Raw genomic sequence first — 16760 nt, 5'->3', positions numbered from 1 at the left:
GAGTCCCTGGGAGCGGACCGACCTCGCCGAGGCGCTCGCGCAAGCGGCCGCCTAGACCGCCCGGCGGCCGCCTCCCCACACGAGAAGGCGGCCGCGAATCGTCCGGCGGCTCTCCCACCACGGAGACCGGGGCCGGACGGGGGTGTCCCGGTCGCGTCCCCTGGCTGGGGGGCAGACCGGTCCCCGAAGGTGCGCGTCGGGGCGCACCGGCGGCCTCGGGTGATCACACGATTCCCGCCGGCGGACATCGGCGGGGCGTTATCCCTCCAGCAGCCGCTCGCGGATGGCCTTGGCGACGGCGGCGCTGCCCGAATGGACGTGGAGCTTTTCGTACACGTGCTGCACGTGCGTGTTGACGGTGCTGGGGCTGACAAACAAGCGGTCGGCGATCTCGCGCTGCGTCCCGCCGGCCACCATCTCGCGGAGCACGTCGCGCTCGCGGTCGGTGAGCCCGTAGTCGGGCGTGGGCGGGCGGGCCTCGAACTGCGAGAGCACGGCGCGGGCGACGGCGGGCTCCATCAGCATCCCCCCGCGCGAGGCCTGGTCGATGGCCGCCAGCAGCAGGTCCGGCGGGGCCCCCTTGAGCACGTAGCCCGAGGCCCCGGCGCCGAGGGCCTGGGCGATGGTCGCGGCGTCGTCGCGGATGGTCAGCATCACCACGAACGTGGAGGGCGCGCGCGACTTGAGCGCGCCGAGCCCCTCGATGCCGGTCAGGCCCGGGAGGTTGACGTCGAGCATCATCACGTCGGGCGCGGCGTGGGGCGCCACGTCGAGCCGGGCGATGGCGGCCTCGACGCTCCCGAACACGCCTTCGAGCGAGACCTGCGGCCCGACGACGTCCTCGAAGGCGTCCCGGAAGTCGACGTCGTCCTCGACGATCCAGACGCGGACGTGGCGGAGGTCGGGGAGGGGCGGCATGGAGCAGAAGGAGAGGTCTCGGAAAACGTCGGCGCCTAGCGCGTCTCGGCGCCTCGTCTCAACACACGAGATGTGAGGGGCAACCGGAAGGTCACGCGCGTGCCCCGGCCGGGCGCCGAGTCCACGGCGAGCGTGCCGCCGAGCGCGTCGGCGCGGCGGCGCATCGTCGTCATGCCGCGCCCGTCGCCGATGGCGGCCTCGAACCCGCGCCCGTCGTCCTCGACGGCGACGGAGAAGGCGTCGTCGTCGCAGGCGACCTCGACGGTGACGTGCTCGGCGTCGGCGTGGCGGACGGCGTTGTGGAGCGCCTCGGTAAACAGGAAGTACAGGTCGCGGCGCGGACCCATCGGGAGGGGCACGGTGGGGATGGCCCCGCGCGTGACGGCCCCGCCCCCCAGCGTCTGGTTGGCGAACTGCTCGATCCGGTCGGCGAGCGACGCCAGGTCGTCGTGGCCGGCGTCGACCAGCCAGACCGTGTCGCGGAGGTCGGAGACGACGGCGCGGGTCGTCGCGCCGAGCCGCCCGACGCGGGCCTGCTCCTCGGGCGGGAGGTGCGGCGACCGCCTGAGCGCGTCGAGCCGGAGCGCGACGCTCGAGATCTTGCTCCCAATGTCGTCGTGGAGGTCGTCGGCGATCCGCCGTCGCGTGCGCTCGACGCGCAGCAGCTGGTCGACCCGGTAGCGGTGGGCCCCGAACGCGGCGCCCCCGGCCGCCAGCCCCACGACGGCCCAGAACCACAGCGCCCGCCAGAACGGCGGCCGCACCCGGACCGCCAGCGCCGCCGGCTCGCCCCAGTAGCCGTCGCGGTTCGACGCGGCGACTTCGAGCGTGTACCGGCCCACGGGCAGCAGCGGGTACCGGATCTGGGCCGCCGCCGGCTCCCACTCGCCGTCGGGGCCCAGGCGGACCCGGTAGCGGTTCTTCTCGGGCTGGCGGAGGTCGAGCGCGGCGTACTCGACGGCCAGGTCGTTGCGGTTGTAGGGGAGCACCAGGCCGTCGGCGGCGTCGGCGAGGGGCACGGGCTCGCCGTCGACGAGCACGCGTGTCAGGCGGACGCGCGCGGGCTCGGCGTCGACCGGGATGGCGCGGGGGGCGAAGGCGGTGAACCCGCCCGCGCCGCCGATCCAGATCCGGCCGTCGGGCGAACGGTCGCGGGCGTGGTAGTAAAGCGCGCCCGGCGGGAGTCCGTCGGTCTCGGAGAAGGTCGTGAACACATTCGCGGCGGGGTCGAACCGCGCCAGCCCGCCGTTCGTGCTGAGCCACAGGTGGTCGCCCTCGGGGAAGAGCCCGCCCACGCCGCCGCCGGGGAGGCCGTCGGCGTCGGTCCACAGCCGACAGGCGCCCGTCGCGCGGTCGACTCGGGCCAGCCACCCCGGCTCGCCGCCGGCCCAGACGGCGGTCGCCGTCGGGACCACGGACACGACGGGGCCGGCCGTGCAGTCGCCCACGCGCTGCGAGCGGGCCCCGCCGATGGCGAGGCGCCGCAGCCCGGCCTCCTCGGTCGCTGCCAGCAGGGTCCCCCGCACCCACGGGTCCTCGGCGACCGTCCACGTCGCCCCGAGCGCGCGGACGGCGGGGCCGGCGTCGACGACGGCCTCGGCGTTGAGGTCCACGAGGTGCGTCCCGGCCTCGCTCGTGACCACCCAGGCGTGGCCCGGCCGCGCCGCGCTCGGCACGATGTCCCGCGTGACGCCGTCGCCGTCGGCCGCCAGCGGGATCGCACGGAGCGCGCCGGTCGCCGGCTCGAACCGGAACAGCGTCGGCTCGAGACCCGCCAGCCAAAGCACGTCGCCGGCCTCGTGGATGTCGAACGTGACCGAGAGGGGGTGGGTGGGAGCCTCGAACCAACGCTGGGCCGTGCCCGAGGCGAGGTCGTAGCGGTGGAGCCCGCCCCGGATCGTCCCCACCCAGGCCATGCCGGGCGTCCGGCGCGAGGCGTGGACCGAGAGCACGTCGGGGATGGCGAGCCCACCCGGCGCCGCGCCAACCGACCGGAACCGGGGCGGCGTCACGTCGGCGAAGAACAGCCCGTTGATGGTGCCCACCCAGAGCACCTCGTCGAGCTCGCGGACCGTCAAGATGTCGGCGTGGTCGAGCGCGCCGCCGGAGTCGAGCGGCCAAAGCCGGCCCTCGGGGTCGAGGGCGAGGAGGCCGCCGCCGCGCGTGCCGACGTAGGCCCAGCCGGGCCGGGCCTCCGAAGGCTCGATGGCCGCGATCTCAGCCCCGGCGTCGAGGCGCGGGCCGCGGGGGGCGAGCGTCTCGGGGTCGAGCCGCCCGAGCGTGCCGGCGCGGCGCCCCGCCCACAGCGCCCCGTCGACGACTGCGAGCGCCGTCACCCCTCGGTCGGCGCGCGGCGTGCCGTGGCGCGCCCCGGTGGGCGCCAGCCGCGCCAGCCCCCGGCTCGTCGCCGCGACGACGCCGCCGCCGGGCAGCGCTGTCAGCGCGCGGACGGTGTCGCGCGCCAGCCCGAGGCGGCGCACGCCCCGCGCGTCGAGGCGGAGCACGCCGCTGGCGGACCCCGCAAAAAGCGCCCCGCGCGTGGGCGCCATCGCCCGGGTGGCCGGGCCGGGGACCGGCGCGAACCGCTCCGCGCCAGGGGCGAGGCGGGCGAGGCCGGCGTCGCCCCCGGCCCAGACGGCGCCGTCGGGGGCCACGCCGAGCGACCGGACGTAGCGGTCGGTCTGGCCCACGGCGTCATCCCAGGTCTGGACGCGCACGCCATCGTAGCGGCTCACTCCGTTCGAGGTCCCCACCCAGACGAACCCCTCGGCGTCGCGGGCGACGGCGAGTACGAGGTCGCCCCCCAGGCCTTGGGCGGTCGTCAGCGAGCGGAACGAGAGCGGTCGCGGCTGGGCGGCGCCCCCGACCGCGAGCGCGGCCAGGAGGAGCGCCAGCCCCGCCCGGAGCGATGGGGGCATGGGCGGAGGTGAGCCCGGGGCCCAAGAATAGACCCGCTCCCCGGGTCGGCCGGCGCCGGCCGATCCGGCGAGGGATTCCGACCCGGGCTCGACGCAAACCGGCCGGCCTCCCCAGGAGGCCGGCCGCTCGGGGCGCCGACGTGCCGTCCCAGCCGTCGTGATCGGCGACCCGGTTCAGCAGGGGCGCTGTTGACCTGAGAAGGCGCCACAGGGCCATTCCGGAATCAAGATGGTCGTGCCGCCGCCCTCGGCCGCCACCGGCTGGTGCGTCCCGACCTCGATCTTCAACGAGGTCCCGTCCACGACGAAGCGGGTCTCGTAGATCGGGAGCCCCGGCCGCTTGATGGCCGAGAAGGTCCCGATGTTGTACTCGTAGCCGAGGGTCTTGGCCGCGTCGCGAATCGCCTGCTCGACCTTGCCCGGGTCGACGTCGAGGATCGCGGGGTGGCTGTGGGGGCACTCCACGAGAAAGTCCACCGCGTTGAGCGTGGCGGCGAGGCAGATGTGGTCGCCCGCGATCGCCGAGCCGTCGAGCGAGACCATGGTGGCCGCCGCGCCGCTCGGTGGGGTCCACGAGGCGACGCCCGGGAAAAAGGGCCACGGGAGGTAGAGCGTGTCCGGGGTCAAGATGTACTCCCGCTCGAGCTCCGACGGCGAGATGGTGGCGCCACGGACCGCCAGCCGCCGGAGCGGGCCCTTGCGCCACTGGAAGTCCGGCGGGCCGGCGGGGCGGCTCTGGATGTCGGGCAGGTCCATGATGGCCTGCATGTAGGCCGAGATCGCGGCCGGCTCGGCGGGCGGGTCCGTCGGCGACCAGGCCTGGGCCGCCGGGAAGTCGAGCGCCGCGTAGGCCGAGGCGAGCTTGGCGCTATCCGCGGGGCGGCGCCCTTCGATCAGGCAGTTGGTGTCGCCGAAGTAGAACCAGGGAATGCGGTAGGCCATGGGCGTGAGCACTGGGGAAGGGCTTTTTAGAGATACGGCCGGTCGCCCATCCTCCCGTCGGGTGATCGCACGATTCCCCGACGCGCCCTGAACGGACGCGCGGCCGGCCCCCGAGGAGACCGGCCGCGCGGAGGGCCCGGGCGCGTGAGCTAGCGGACCACCGTGACCGTCCGAGTCGCCGTGCGACCCTCGCCCGTGAGGCGGACCGCGTAGACCCCGGCCGGCTGGCCGCTGACGGCCCACGTCCACGTCGTCGTGCCCGAGGGGACGGGCCCGTCATGGACCACGGCGACACTGCGGCCGAGCGCGTCGAACACCTCGACGCGAGCCGCGCCGGGGGCCGCCAGCGTGGCCGCCAGCCGGACCGCCCCGGCCGTCGGGTTCGGCATCGGCGCCGCGAACGTCAGCGCGTCGTCTGGGCCGTCCTCGGCGGCCACCGGCGGCGCGAACGAGACGGAGTACTGGATCCGGCCCTCGGCGGCCGGTGAGGTCGCGTCGGACCGCCACCCCACCACCTGGACGAAGTAGGCGACTCCGGGCGCTGTCTCGAATTCGACGTACGACTCGCCATCGGCACCGCCCGTGGGGAGGAGGTCGCCCGCCTGGTCGTTGCACGCTACCATCGCGCCGGTCTCGTCGTAGACGGCCAGGATGGTGTCGAAGCCCGACCCGCCGGTGTGGATGGTCAGGGTACCGGCCGGGCCGTGGGGGTAGTATCGCCAGACGGAGTTCTCGCCGGGCGCCCCGCCGAACGCGCAGTCGGCCAGGGGCTCGCCGGGATCGAACGTCGCATTCACGTTCGTGCCGAGGTGGACGTAGCCCGGCTGGATCGTCAGGTTGCCGTCGGCCATGAACGCGTCGTCCGGGGGGTAGTTGAGGACGCTGGCGGAGGCGTCGACCGTCATCGCGACGGCGCCCTCGGCGCCCAGGTACCCGCTCACGCGGACGAAGTACTGCGCGTTGACCTCCACGGGGACGGTCAGCGTGGACGTGGTCCCGCTAGCGCCGTCGTCGTTGCAGTCGATGAGCGTCCCGCCCAGGGGCGTCTGCCGGAACACGTCGACGACGGTGTCGAAGTCGGAGCCCGCGAGGTCGATCGTGACCGTCCCCGTGTCGGAGGTCGCGAAGATCCACCACACCGAGTTGTCGCCGCCGTTGCAGGACGAGGCCAACTCGGTGATGGCGCGGCTGGCGCCGACCGTGGTCCCGGTGTAGGACGAGGGTGCCGTCCCGAAGATCGGCTCGGACGTCCAGAGGTCGTCGTTGATGGGCTGCGCCGAGGCCGACGTGGCGAGGGCGACAGCGAGGAGGAGCAAGGCGCGCATGGCAAGGGGGGCAGAGTGGAGGGGGGGCTTGCCACCTGTAGGCGAAACCGGCGACGGCCGTATCACGGGCCTGCGAGATTGCAGAAGTCGGTGTGCCTGATGCGATTAGGTTTCGCCCACCCCGATCCCCGACCGTGCGCCCCGTGACCGACCCGGCCGGACCCGTGACCCGCCTGTTGCAGGAAGCCAGCGACGGGCGCCCCGAAGCGCTCGACGACGTCCTCCCGATCGTCTACGACGAGCTCCAGCGGCTGGCGCGGACCATCCGCCGAGGACGGCGCGGCCAGACGCTCGCGACCACCGACCTCGTCCACGAGGCCTACTTCCGGCTCGTCCGCACCGACGGCGTCGAGTGGGACGGGCGCCGGCACTTTCTGCGCGTCGCCGCCCGGGCCATGCGCCAGGTGCTCGTCGGCGACGCCCGGCGGCGGGGGGCCGGCAAGCGCGGGGGCGGGCAGGCCGTCGTCACGCTCATGGACGACCTCCACGGCGCGCCCCCCACCGACGCGTACCTCTTGGACCTGCACGCCGCCCTCGACCGGCTCGCCGCGCTCGACGCTCGCCAGGCGTCGGTCGTCGAGGTCCGGTTTTTCGGCGGGCTCTCCATCGAGGAGACGGCCGAGGTGCTGGGCGTCTCGACGCCGACCGTCAACCGGGATTGGAAGATGGCCCGGATCTGGTTGGCCCGCGAGCTGGCGTCGTGAGCGGCTCGGCCGCCGACCGCTGGGCCACGCTCCAGGCCCTTCTCGACGACGCGCTCGAGCGCGACGCCGCCGGCCGCGCGGCCGTTCTCGCGGCCCTGCCGGACCCCGAGCTCCGCGCCGATCTGGCCGGACTGCTCGCCGCCGCCGACGCCGTCCCCGCCTTTCTCGATGCCCCGGCCCCGTGGGGCGGCCCCGCCCCCGACGACGCCGACCTCGCGGGCGTCCGCATCGGGCCGTACCGGCTCGTCCGCGAGATCGGGCGCGGCGGGCAGGGCCGCGTGTTCCTGGCCGACCGCGACGACGTCGGCACACGCGTGGCGCTGAAGCTCGTCCACGGCACGCTCGCGGGGCCGGACCTGGTGGGCCGCTTCCTCGCCGAGCGCCGGGTGCTGGGGCGGCTCGATCACCCCCACATCGCCCGGTTCCTCGACGCGGGGTCGGCCGAGACCGGCGTGGCCGGCGCCGAGACGCCGTACGTGGTGATGGAGGCCGTCGAGGGCGTCCCGGTCACGGACTACGCGCGGGGCGTGCCGCTCGCCGAGCGGCTCCGGCTGATCCTCCAGGTCTGCGACGCGGTCGCCTATGCCCACCGCCGGCTCGTCGTCCACCGCGACCTCAAGCCGTCGAACATCCTGGTCTCGGGGGCGGGGTCCGGGGCGCAGGTCAAGCTGCTCGACTTCGGGATCGCGAAGGTGCTCGGCGACGGCGACGACGGGGCGCTGACGACCACCGGCCACCGGCTGATGACGCCCGAGTACGCCGCCCCGGAGCAGGTGCTCGGCCAGCCAGTCACGGTCGCCACGGACGTCTACGCGCTCGGCGTGCTGCTCTACGAGCCGCTGGCGGGCGCCCGGCCGTACGCCATCGACGGCGGGCTCCGCCAAGCGGTCCGGGCCGTGTGCGACGAAGTCCCGCCGCCGCCCTCGGCCGTCGGGGGGCGGGCGCTCCGGGGCGACCTCGACACGATCGCGATGAAGGCGCTGGCGAAGGCGCCCGACGACCGCTACGCGACGGTCGACGCGCTCGCCGAGGACCTCCGGCGGTACCGCGACGGCCGGCCCGTCCGGGCCCGGCGCCAGACGGCCCGGTACCACGCGGTCCGGTTCGTCCGGCGGCACCGGGCCGCGAGCGTGGCCGGGGCGCTCGGGCTGCTGCTGCTGGCCGCGTTCGGCGTGCGCGAGCGGCAGCTCCGGACCGCCGCCGAGGCCGCCCGCGTCGAGGCCCAGGCCACGGCCGACCTCCTGACCGACCTGTTCGGGGCGACCGGCGTCGACGAGATCCGGCCGGACACGCTCCGGGCCGTCGCCCTCATCGACCGGGCCGCGCGCCGGCTCCGCGGCCAGTACGCCGACGCCCCCCGCCTCAAGGCCGCCCTCACCTTCCGACTCGGGCGCTTGTATGAGGGGGTGGGCCAGCCGACCCGGGGCCTGGCGCAATACCGGGCCGCCGAGGCGCTCGCCCGACGCGCCGGGGACGCCGACGGGGTGCTCGCGCAAGCCCTCACGTACGTCGGCTACCTCGAGACCGCCGCGGGGCACTGCGAGCGTTCGCTGGCCGCGCTCGGCGAGGCCGTCGCCCGAAGCCACGGCGCCGCCGCGCGGGCCGACGCGCTGGCGGGCCGGGCCGCCGCCTACGCCTGCCTCGGCCGCCACCCCGAGGCTGTCGCCGACGCCCAGGCCGCCCAGCGGGCCGCGGCCGGGAGCCCCGACGACGACGGCGCCTTCCTCCACCTGCTGAGCGACTTTTTGGGGCGGGCGGGCCGCCACGACGAGGCCGTCGCCGCGCTCCGGGCGGCCGTGGCCCGGGGCGAGGCCGTGTACCCGCGGGCGCACCCCGCCATCACGGCCCGCCGCAACGCGCTGAGCCACCTGCTCGCGGCTGGGGGCGACCTGGCGGGCGCCGAGCGCGTCGCGCGAGCGTCATATGACGAGACCCGGGCCGTCCACGCCCCGACCCACGCGCGGACGTTGGGCGCCCAGATCCAGCTGGCCCGCGTGCTCCGCCAGGCCCGGCGGCTCGGCGCCGCCGACACGCTGACCGCCGAGGTCGTCCGCACGGTCGAGACGCTGTCCGACACCGAGGTCGTCGTGCGGAACCGCGCGTACCGCTTGCGCGCCCTTGTCCTCCTCGACCTCGGGCGGCTCGCCGAGGCCGAGGCCGAGGCGCGGGCCTCCGTCGCCGTCCCGTACGACTCCGCGACGACCTGGCTCGGCGACCGCGTCCTCCAGTTCCGGACCCTTCGCGACGTGCTCGCGGCGGCCGGCCGGCCGGCGGAGGCCGCCCGTGCCGAGCGCGCGGCCGCCGCCGTCGAGGCCGAGATCGCGGCCCGCCGAACCGCCGACTGAGGGCGCCGCCCGCCCCCCCGTCGATCGGCGCGCGGTCCGGCAGGGGTTACTCGGCGCGGCCGAGCGCGTCGGCGACGGCGCGGCGGTCCGTCAGCCCCAGCACCCGGAGGACCGCCTCGGTGTGGCGCCGGGCGGTGTGGGGGCTGACCCCGAGGGCCGCCGCGATCTCGCGGTTGGAGCGGCGCCGGGCGAGGTGCTCGGCCACCTCCTGTTGGCGTGGGGTGAGCCGCGCGCCGCGCGCCGGCACGCCCACGGCGACGACGGTCGCCGGCCGGCCATCGAGCTGAGCCGGCGAGGCCGCCAGCGTGTATGGGCCCCGCGACCCCTGGAAGGGGGGCTGCCCCGCTGCCCGCCGCGCCAGGTCGCCCGCGCGCGTCAGCAGCGCGTCGCGCCGCCGCTCGGTCGCCAGCACATCGTCGAGGGCCGACGAGAGGTGGAGCCGGTGGCCCCGCTCGTCGAACACCACGCAGTATGTCCCCGCCGCGTCGGCGAGCGCGGCGAGGTCGGCGCGCGCCGCGCCCGGTCGGTGAGCAGCCCGGCCGCGAGCGCCGGCTGGAGCAGCCGGGCCACCGCGACGTCCTCGGGTTCGAACGGGCGCCCGGGGTCGTCGGCGTTGAGCACCACGCGGACCGCCGCGTCGGCACTCCCGGCGGCCACCGTCATCGCGTCGTGCGCTCCGATCGAGGGCAGGAACTCCCGGACGTACGGGCTCGCGGCCAGCGCCTCGAAGGCCGGCCCGTAGACCTCGCGCCGCGTGGCGACGCCGGCCCGCAGGGCGCGGGCCGGGCACCCGGCCGCCGCCAGCGCGGCGGCGTGGCCGTCGAACGCCGCGACCGCCCACGACGGGTGCGACGACGCGGCCGGGTGGATCGCGTCGTCGGGGCCGAACACCGTCACCGCCGCCGCCCCGACCGCCTGGCGGACTGACTCCCCGGCGGCCACCAGCCACGCCCCGGTCGACGGGTGCCGCAGCGGGTCGGCCAGCTCGCGCACAGCGTGCCCGAGTTGCGCCCACCGGACCGCCGGCAAGGCGGGCAGGCGGGCAGGCGGGCGGGGGACATCGGCATGTGAGGGTCGTGGGCGATCTCCGGGAAGGTACGCGGCGCCCCCCCGGGGCGTCACTCCCGTGGTCACCTGATCTCGAATCACCACGACCATTGTGGATTCAGAGCGGTATGAGATTCGTGGCGCGCCCGTTGGTAGCGCATCGGAGGCGGAGTCCGGGCGCGTCTTGGCACTCCGTGCCCGTTCTCTCCACACGGCACCGGCGACGACTTTGCATAGACCTAGCGGACGATGCGGGACCTCGCGCCCTAAATTTCAGTCTGAGATGAAACCCTCGCCGGGCTTGCCGGCTCAACCCCCCCAACGCCATGGATCACAAGGAAGGACAGTACAAAGTCGCCGACCTCTCGCTCGCGGCCGAGGGCCGGATGCGCATCGAGTGGGCCGAGAGCCGCATGCCGGTGCTCATGAAGCTCCGCGAGGAGTACAGCCAGTCCAAGCCGTTCGCCGGCTACAAGATCACGGGCTGCTTGCACGTCACCAAGGAGACCGCCGTGCTCTGCGAGACGCTCAAGGCGTGCGGCGCCGAAGTGGCCTGGAGCGGCTGCAACCCGCTCTCGACGAACGACTCCGTGGCCGCCGCGCTCGCGATGGGCCCGAACGGCGACGAGGACGGCATTGAGATCTACGCCTGGTACGGCCAGGACACCGACGGCTTCTACTGGTCCATCGACCGCTCGATCGACAAGACGCCCGACACGACGCTCGACGACGGCGCCGACCTCATCTTCCGCGTCCACTCGGCCTTCCCCGAGAAGCTCGACGCCATCATCGGCGGCTCGGAGGAGACCACGACGGGCGTCCACCGCCTTCGCGCGATGGCCGCCGACGGCAAGCTGGGCTACCCCGTCTACGCCGTCAACGACGCTGAGACGAAGTGGGACTTCGACAATGTCTACGGGACGGGCCAGTCGACGTTGGACGGCATCCTGCGCGGCTCGTCGGTCCTGATCGCCGGCAAGAACTTCGTCGTCGCCGGCTACGGCCACTGCGGCCGCGGCGTGGCAATGCGGGCCAAGGGCATGGGCGCCAACGTCATCGTCACCGAGATCAAGCCGACGGCCGCCCTCAAGGCGACGCTCGACGGGATGCGCGTGATGACGATGGAGGAGGCCGCCAAGGTCGGCGACATCTTCGTGACCGCGACCGGCATGAAGGACATCATCCGCGGCGAGCACTTCGCCTCGATGAAGGAGGGCGCCATCGTCTGCAACACGGGCCACTACGACGTCGAGCTCAACCTCAAGGAGCTCGCCGAGATCTCCCAAGACACCCGGATGATCCGCGACGACAACCGCGAGTACACCCTCGACAACGGCAAGAAGGTCTACGTGCTCGCCGACGGCCGGCTCGTCAACCTCGCCGCCGCCGAGGGCCACCCCTCGGAGGTCATGGACATGAGCTTCGCCAACCAGTTCCAGGCGCACCTGGCCCTCATCCAGTCCAAGGAGGCCGGCGAGGAGATGCCCAAGACGGTCCTCGACCTGCCCGAGGAGCTCGACCAGCAGATCGCCCGCGTGAAGCTGGAGACGATGGGCCTCGAGATCGACTCGCTCACCGAGGAGCAGGTCGTCTACGCGACGGACTACTCCGCCGGGACCTGAGCCCCCGCCTCGGCGTACGAGGCTGACCGACCCGCTGGCGGCCCGCTTCGGCCCCGCCAGCCCCCGACCGGACCCGGCCACCGCCATGGCCGACCGGAAAGAGCGCCCACCCCCTTTCTCGGGGGGTGGGCGTTCGCCTGTTTAGAGCCCCTCACGCAAACGCGTCCGGGCTGGCGACCCGCTCCATCCGCGGCCCCATCCCGACGAACCGCGCCGGCAGCCGCTGCAGCCACGGCACCGCGCTCAGCACACGCGCCGGCCACGGCACCCGGAGCGGGCCCGCCCCCGCCAGCGTCGGCCCGATCACCCGGTTCTGGAGCGCCACCTGCACCCGCTGCGTCATGCGGACCGCGAACGCGCGCCGCGCCTGCACCCGGTCCAGCTCCGCCAGCGTCGGCGTGCCCCGCGCCAGCGGCCCGTGGAGCAGGTTCGCCGCTGCCACGGCGTCCTGCAGCGCCACGTTGATGCCCACGCCGCCGACGGGCGACATCGCGTGCGCGGCGTCGCCGATGCACAGCAGCCCGGGCCGCGCCCACCGCGTCAGCCGGTCGACGGCGACGGTCAGCAGCTTGACGTCGTCCCAGGTGGCGAGGGCGTCGGTCCGGTCGCGCAAGAGCGGAGCGGCCTCGCCGATGGCGGTGCGGAAGGCGTCGAGCCCGGCCGCCCGGATGTCCTCGGCCGCCCCCTTTGGCACCACGTACCCACACTGGTAGTACCCGTCGCGGGGGAGCGCGATGAACATCGAGCCGCGCTGGATCCGGCCGAGCGGGGGCTGCGGGTCGTCGGGTCGGCGCCCCAGCCGCATCCACAGCACGTCCATCGGGGCCCCCAGGTCCTCGACCGCCAGCCCGGCGCGGTCGCGGACCGTCGAGCGCCGGCCATCCGCCCCGATCACGAGGTCCGCCTCGACCACGAGCGGCCCGTCGGGCGTCGTGGCCCGGACGCCGACCGCGCGGCCGTCGGCGTCCCACACGAGATCCGTCACGTCGGCCTTCATCCGCACCTCGAACGTGGGGTAGCGCCGGCCCAGGCCCGCCACGAAGTCCAGGAACTCCCACTGCGGCATGAGCGCCAGAAAGCGCGCGGCCGTCGGAAGGTGCCGGAAGTCGGCTACGCGGACAGTCGTCTCGCCGATCTCGCCCCACAGCCGGTCGAGCCGCTGGTGCGGGCGATCCAGAAAGGCATCGAGCACGCCCAGGTCCGCCATCACCTGCAGCGTCGAGGGGTGCACCGTGTCGCCCCGGAAGTCGCGCAGAAAGTCGCCGTGCTTTTCGAGGACGACGACGGGCACGCCCGCCCGCGCCAGCAGCACACCCGCCAGCATCCCCGCCGGCCCGCCGCCGGCGACGACGCACGAGGTGGACAGGGAGCGCAGCGCAGCGGGCATGGCGGGACCTGAGGACGGTGGGCGGGCGATGTCAAACGTAGGGAACGCAGGTGGATGCGCCGTGTCCGGACGGGTGCGGTCCCGGTCCCGCCCGCCCGTTCTAGGCGAGCGCCAGCGCCGGGGCGTGCCGCCGCCGGGCCGCCGCCCGCGAGCCGCATCCGGAACGACGACCGCTAACGTCGCGCTCATCGGTTAACCCGTCGGCCTCAGCATCGATACTGAGGGCTCACCCCTCGCGTCGTGTAGGAATGAGCATCCATGCGTGGCACATCCTCGGTGTCGCCGTCCCGTACTTCCTCATCGCCACCGCGCTGTGGGGGCTCGCCGGCGGCGCTGTCAAGGACGCCGTCCACGTGGGCTCGCTGCCCCGCCACGTCGCCGGCGTCGTCGGGGGGCGCACCGTTCGCCTCCCGACGATCCCGCTGGCGTACTCGCTGGCGTTCGCCGGCGTCGCCTTTATCTACGGGTGTGTCTTGGACCGGACCCACACGACCGCGGCCATCGGGGCCGACCCCCACGCCCTCGCCGCCGGCGCCGACGCCTTCCTGTACGGGCTGGCCCTCACCTCCTGGCTCTCGGCGCTCCTGCTCACAGGCGGCTACGTCTGGCTCCGCCGAGGGACGTGCCGCCTGCTCTCCGCGCCGGTCGCCCGCGACCGCGCCGAGGCCCGCTACCGCCTGCTCGCCGAGCACCTCACCGACTTGGTGGCCCACCACGAGCCAGACGGGCGCTACGAGTGGCTGAGCCCGTCCGTCACCGACATCCTGGGGTACTGGCCCCGCGAGCTCGTCGGCCGCGACCCCTACGAGCTGTTCCACCCCGACGACGTCGACCGCATCCGGACGGAGAGCCACGAGCTGCTCCTGGACGGCCGCGCCAGCGACACCGTCATCCGCTACCGGATGCGCCGCAAGGACGGCGAGTACATCTGGCTCGAGTCGCTCACCGAGACCATCCTCGACGCCAGCGGCGCGATCGCCCGGCTCCAGGTCTCCTCGCGCGACATCACCAAGCAGCTCGCGACCGAGGACGACCTCCAGCGCCGCGCCCACCACGACCCGCTCACGGGCCTGGCCAACCGCGCCCTCTTCACGTTGCGCCTCGACGCGCTCGTCGAGAGCGCCGGCCCCGAGGGCGACTACGCCGTCCTCTACATCGACCTCGACCGCTTCAAGGCCGTCAACGACACGCTCGGCCACGCCGCCGGCGACGAGCTGCTGATCCAACTCGCCGACCGCTTGCGGCTGGTCACCCGGGACTGCGACACCGTCGCCCGGATCGGCGGCGACGAGTTCGCCGTCATCGTCGCTGAGGTCGCCTCGGCCGAGGGCGCCCGGGCCGCCGCCGAGCGCGTCGAGCGGACGCTCCGGACGCCGTTCGACCTCGACGGCACGCGCCGCCCCGTCTCGGCCTCCATCGGCGTCGCCATCGGACGCCCCGACCACGCCAGGTCGGGCGAGGTGCTCCGCGAGGCCGACCTCGCCGCGTACGCCGCCAAGGCCGACCCGACCGCCAGCTGGGCCCTGTTCTCGCCCGCCATGCGCGAGGCCGCCGACCGCCGCCTGCGCCTCGAGGCCGACCTCGACCGCGCCGTCGAGCGCGGCGAGCTCCGCGTCGCTTACCAGCCCGTCGTCGACATCGCGACCGGCCGCCTCCACGGCGTCGAGGCGCTCGTCCGCTGGCAGCACCCCGAGCTCGGGATGCTCTACCCCGACACCTTCATCTCGATCGCCGAGGAGACCGGCCGCATCGGCGAGGTCGACCGCTGGGTGATGGCCGAGGGGCTCCGCCAGCTCGAGCGCTGGGACGCCCAAGCCGGCCGGCCGCTCGACCTGTTGCTGTCGGTCAACTGCTCGGCCCGCGACCTCCACGAGCCGCTCTTCGCCGAGCACGTCCAGGCGATGCTCCTGCAGGGCCCCGACCGCGCCGGCCGGCTCGTCATCGAGATCACCGAGAGCCTGCTCGTCGACGACCCCCGCCGCGCGGCCGCCGTGCTCGAGGCGCTCCACGCCGAGGGCGTCCGGTTCGCCATGGACGACTTCGGGACCGGCTACTCGTCGCTCAGCGTGATCCACGCCCTGCCCGTCGACACCGTCAAGATCGACCGCGCGTTCGTGCAGCGGATGGACGAGGACGAGGCCGCGCGCGAGATGGTCCGCACCGTGATCGGCTTCGCGCGGACGTTGGGGACCGAGATCGTCGCCGAGGGCATCGAGACGGCCGAGCAGCGCGCCGCGCTCGTCGAGATGGGCTGCGACTGGGGCCAGGGTTACCTCTTCGCCCGCCCGCTCCCGCCCGACGAGATCGCCACCCTGATTGCCGCCGATGCGGCGCTCGGCGAGCCCGCCTGAGCTCGGCGCCCGCGGCTAGCTTCCGGCCCTCACCAGACCGAGAGACGCATGGGCCGGATGTTCGAAAAGCGCAAGCACACCATGTTCGCGCGCTACGACCGCATGGCGAAGCAGTTCACGCGCGTCGGCAAGGAGATCGTGATCGCCGTCAAGGCCGGCGGGCCCGATCCGGACATGAACCCGACGCTGCGGCGGGCCATGCAGAACGCCAAGGGCGTCAACATGCCCAAGGACAAGGTGGAGGCCGCCATCAAGCGCGCGCTCGGCAAGGACACCGCCAGCTACGACGAGGTGCTCTACGAGGGGTACGGCCCGCACGGCGTCCCGATCCTGGTCGCCGCGGCGACCGACAACGTCAACCGGACGGTCGCCAACCTCCGGGCCGTGCTCTCGCGCGGCGGCGGGAATCTGGGCCAGAGCGGCAGCGTCGCGTTTCAGTTCACCAAGGCCGGCGCCTTCCAGCTCGACCCCGAGACCGTCCCCGACCGCGACGACCTCGAGCTCGAACTCATCGACGAGGGGCTCGAAGAGCTGACCGACGGCATCGCCGAGGACGGCCGCGACGTGCTCGTGGTGCGGTGCGCGTTCCCCGACTTCGGCCAGATGCAGAAGGCGCTGGAGGCCCGGGGCCTCGAACCCATCTCGGCCGGCGTCGACTACGTCCCGGCCACGACGTCGGAGCTGCCCGACGAGGCCGCCGACGAGGTGCTGGAGCTGATCGCCAAGATCGAGGCCGACGAGGACGTGCAGACGGTCTACCACAACCTGGCGTAGCGGCCCGAGGACCCGCGCTAGCGGGCCGGTGGGAGCGAGGCGCTTACCGCAGGATCTCGCGCAGCGTCACGTCGAAGGTCAGCGTCGCGTTCGGCGGGATGACGCCGGGGACGCCCTGCTCGCCGTAGCCCATCTCGGGCGGCATCACGATCGTCTTCGACTCGCCGACGCGCATCCCGGCGATGCCCTCCTGGAAGCCCGGCACGACCCGGTCGAGCGGGAATTCGACGCCCTCGCCGCCGTCGAACACGGTCCCGTCCTCGAGCCGCCCCTCGTAGTCCACCACGACGGTGCTGTTCGCGGTGGCGATGCCGTCGCCCGCGGCGTCGGTGGCGGGGTCCTCGCTTTCGCAGGCAGCGAACACGAGGACGAGAGACAGCAGGGCGAGGCGGCGCATGGTGGGGCAGGGGGGAGGGCGGGAGGATAG

13 protein-coding genes are annotated in these 16760 nt (G+C 74.3%); 5 read left to right on the top strand and 8 right to left on the bottom strand.

Annotation, left to right across the window (positions count from 1 at the left end):
* Positions 1 to 258: 258 nt before the first annotated feature.
* The 4 genes from ACLIRP_RS15450 to ACLIRP_RS15435 form a co-directional block, all read right to left on the bottom strand.
* A complete protein-coding gene (locus ACLIRP_RS15450; protein WP_412061362.1) occupies positions 259 to 918 on the bottom strand; it encodes a response regulator in 660 nt (219 codons plus the stop codon).
* Positions 919 to 953: 35 nt separating this feature from the next.
* Entirely contained in the window at positions 954 to 3836 is a 2883-nt protein-coding gene (locus ACLIRP_RS15445; protein ID WP_412061361.1) for an ATP-binding protein, read from the bottom strand.
* A 174-nt stretch (positions 3837 to 4010) separates the two neighbouring features.
* Positions 4011 to 4778, bottom strand: coding sequence for a hypothetical protein (locus ACLIRP_RS15440; RefSeq protein WP_412061360.1), 768 nt, complete (start codon positions 4776 to 4778; stop codon positions 4011 to 4013).
* A 149-nt stretch (positions 4779 to 4927) separates the two neighbouring features.
* On the bottom strand, positions 4928 to 6094 hold the full coding sequence (locus ACLIRP_RS15435; RefSeq protein ID WP_412061359.1) for a T9SS type A sorting domain-containing protein: 1167 nt from the start codon (positions 6092 to 6094) through the stop codon (positions 4928 to 4930).
* Positions 6095 to 6267: 173 nt separating this feature from the next.
* On the opposite strand from ACLIRP_RS15435, the gene ACLIRP_RS15430 reads away from it, so the two are divergent.
* Positions 6268 to 6807: an ECF-type sigma factor gene (locus tag ACLIRP_RS15430; protein WP_412061358.1), complete on the top strand. Its 540-nt coding sequence runs from the start codon at positions 6268 to 6270 to the stop codon at positions 6805 to 6807.
* On the top strand, positions 6804 to 9152 hold the full coding sequence (locus ACLIRP_RS15425; RefSeq protein ID WP_412061357.1) for a protein kinase domain-containing protein: 2349 nt from the start codon (positions 6804 to 6806) through the stop codon (positions 9150 to 9152). The genes ACLIRP_RS15430 and ACLIRP_RS15425 overlap by 4 nt, the downstream gene beginning before the upstream one ends.
* A 46-nt stretch (positions 9153 to 9198) precedes the next feature.
* Here the strand turns inward: ACLIRP_RS15425 and ACLIRP_RS15420 are convergent, their stop codons facing one another.
* Positions 9199 to 9564 (bottom strand): response regulator transcription factor, encoded by a 366-nt coding sequence (locus ACLIRP_RS15420; RefSeq protein ID WP_412061356.1) that lies wholly within the window; start codon positions 9562 to 9564, stop codon positions 9199 to 9201.
* Positions 9528 to 10145, bottom strand: coding sequence for a hypothetical protein (locus ACLIRP_RS15415; RefSeq protein ID WP_412061355.1), 618 nt, complete (start codon positions 10143 to 10145; stop codon positions 9528 to 9530). The genes ACLIRP_RS15420 and ACLIRP_RS15415 overlap by 37 nt, the downstream gene beginning before the upstream one ends.
* A gap of 380 nt (positions 10146 to 10525) precedes the next feature.
* Here ACLIRP_RS15415 and ACLIRP_RS15410 point away from each other — a divergent pair, with 380 nt between their 5' ends.
* Entirely contained in the window at positions 10526 to 11821 is a 1296-nt protein-coding gene (locus tag ACLIRP_RS15410; RefSeq protein WP_412061354.1) for an adenosylhomocysteinase, read from the top strand.
* 151 nt (positions 11822 to 11972) lie between these two features.
* Here the strand turns inward: ACLIRP_RS15410 and ACLIRP_RS15405 are convergent, their stop codons facing one another.
* On the bottom strand, positions 11973 to 13208 hold the full coding sequence (locus ACLIRP_RS15405; RefSeq protein WP_412061353.1) for an FAD-dependent oxidoreductase: 1236 nt from the start codon (positions 13206 to 13208) through the stop codon (positions 11973 to 11975).
* 248 nt (positions 13209 to 13456) lie between these two features.
* Here ACLIRP_RS15405 and ACLIRP_RS15400 point away from each other — a divergent pair, with 248 nt between their 5' ends.
* Positions 13457 to 15559, top strand: coding sequence for a putative bifunctional diguanylate cyclase/phosphodiesterase (locus tag ACLIRP_RS15400; RefSeq protein ID WP_412061352.1), 2103 nt, complete (start codon positions 13457 to 13459; stop codon positions 15557 to 15559).
* Between the two features lie 48 nt (positions 15560 to 15607).
* Positions 15608 to 16333, top strand: a complete 726-nt coding sequence (locus ACLIRP_RS15395; protein ID WP_412061351.1) for a YebC/PmpR family DNA-binding transcriptional regulator — start codon at positions 15608 to 15610, stop codon at positions 16331 to 16333.
* A 43-nt stretch (positions 16334 to 16376) separates the two neighbouring features.
* Here the strand turns inward: ACLIRP_RS15395 and ACLIRP_RS15390 are convergent, their stop codons facing one another.
* The gene (locus tag ACLIRP_RS15390) at positions 16377 to 16730 is read right to left on the bottom strand and encodes an FKBP-type peptidyl-prolyl cis-trans isomerase (RefSeq protein ID WP_412061350.1); all 354 of its coding nucleotides are present in this window, start codon (positions 16728 to 16730) and stop codon (positions 16377 to 16379) included.
* Positions 16731 to 16760: the final 30 nt, after the last annotated feature.

Source organism: Rubrivirga halophila, assembly GCF_046845755.1.
Taxonomy (GTDB): domain Bacteria; phylum Bacteroidota; class Rhodothermia; order Rhodothermales; family Rubricoccaceae; genus Rubrivirga.
This window is presented reverse-complemented; position numbering and strand designations above follow the sequence as displayed.

Excerpts from the sequence above, each read along its gene's own strand:
- ACLIRP_RS15450 (WP_412061362.1), bottom strand. The coding sequence starts at position 918 with ATGCCGCCCCTCCCCGACCTCCGCCACGTCCGCGTCTGGATCGTCGAG.
- ACLIRP_RS15445 (WP_412061361.1), bottom strand. The coding sequence starts at position 3,836 with ATGCCCCCATCGCTCCGGGCGGGGCTGGCGCTCCTCCTGGCCGCGCTC.
- ACLIRP_RS15440 (WP_412061360.1), bottom strand. The coding sequence starts at position 4,778 with ATGGCCTACCGCATTCCCTGGTTCTACTTCGGCGACACCAACTGCCTG.
- ACLIRP_RS15410 (WP_412061354.1), top strand. The coding sequence starts at position 10,526 with ATGGATCACAAGGAAGGACAGTACAAAGTCGCCGACCTCTCGCTCGCG.
- ACLIRP_RS15405 (WP_412061353.1), bottom strand. The coding sequence starts at position 13,208 with ATGCCCGCTGCGCTGCGCTCCCTGTCCACCTCGTGCGTCGTCGCCGGC.
- ACLIRP_RS15400 (WP_412061352.1), top strand. The coding sequence starts at position 13,457 with ATGAGCATCCATGCGTGGCACATCCTCGGTGTCGCCGTCCCGTACTTC.
- ACLIRP_RS15395 (WP_412061351.1), top strand. The coding sequence starts at position 15,608 with ATGGGCCGGATGTTCGAAAAGCGCAAGCACACCATGTTCGCGCGCTAC.
- ACLIRP_RS15390 (WP_412061350.1), bottom strand. The coding sequence starts at position 16,730 with ATGCGCCGCCTCGCCCTGCTGTCTCTCGTCCTCGTGTTCGCTGCCTGC.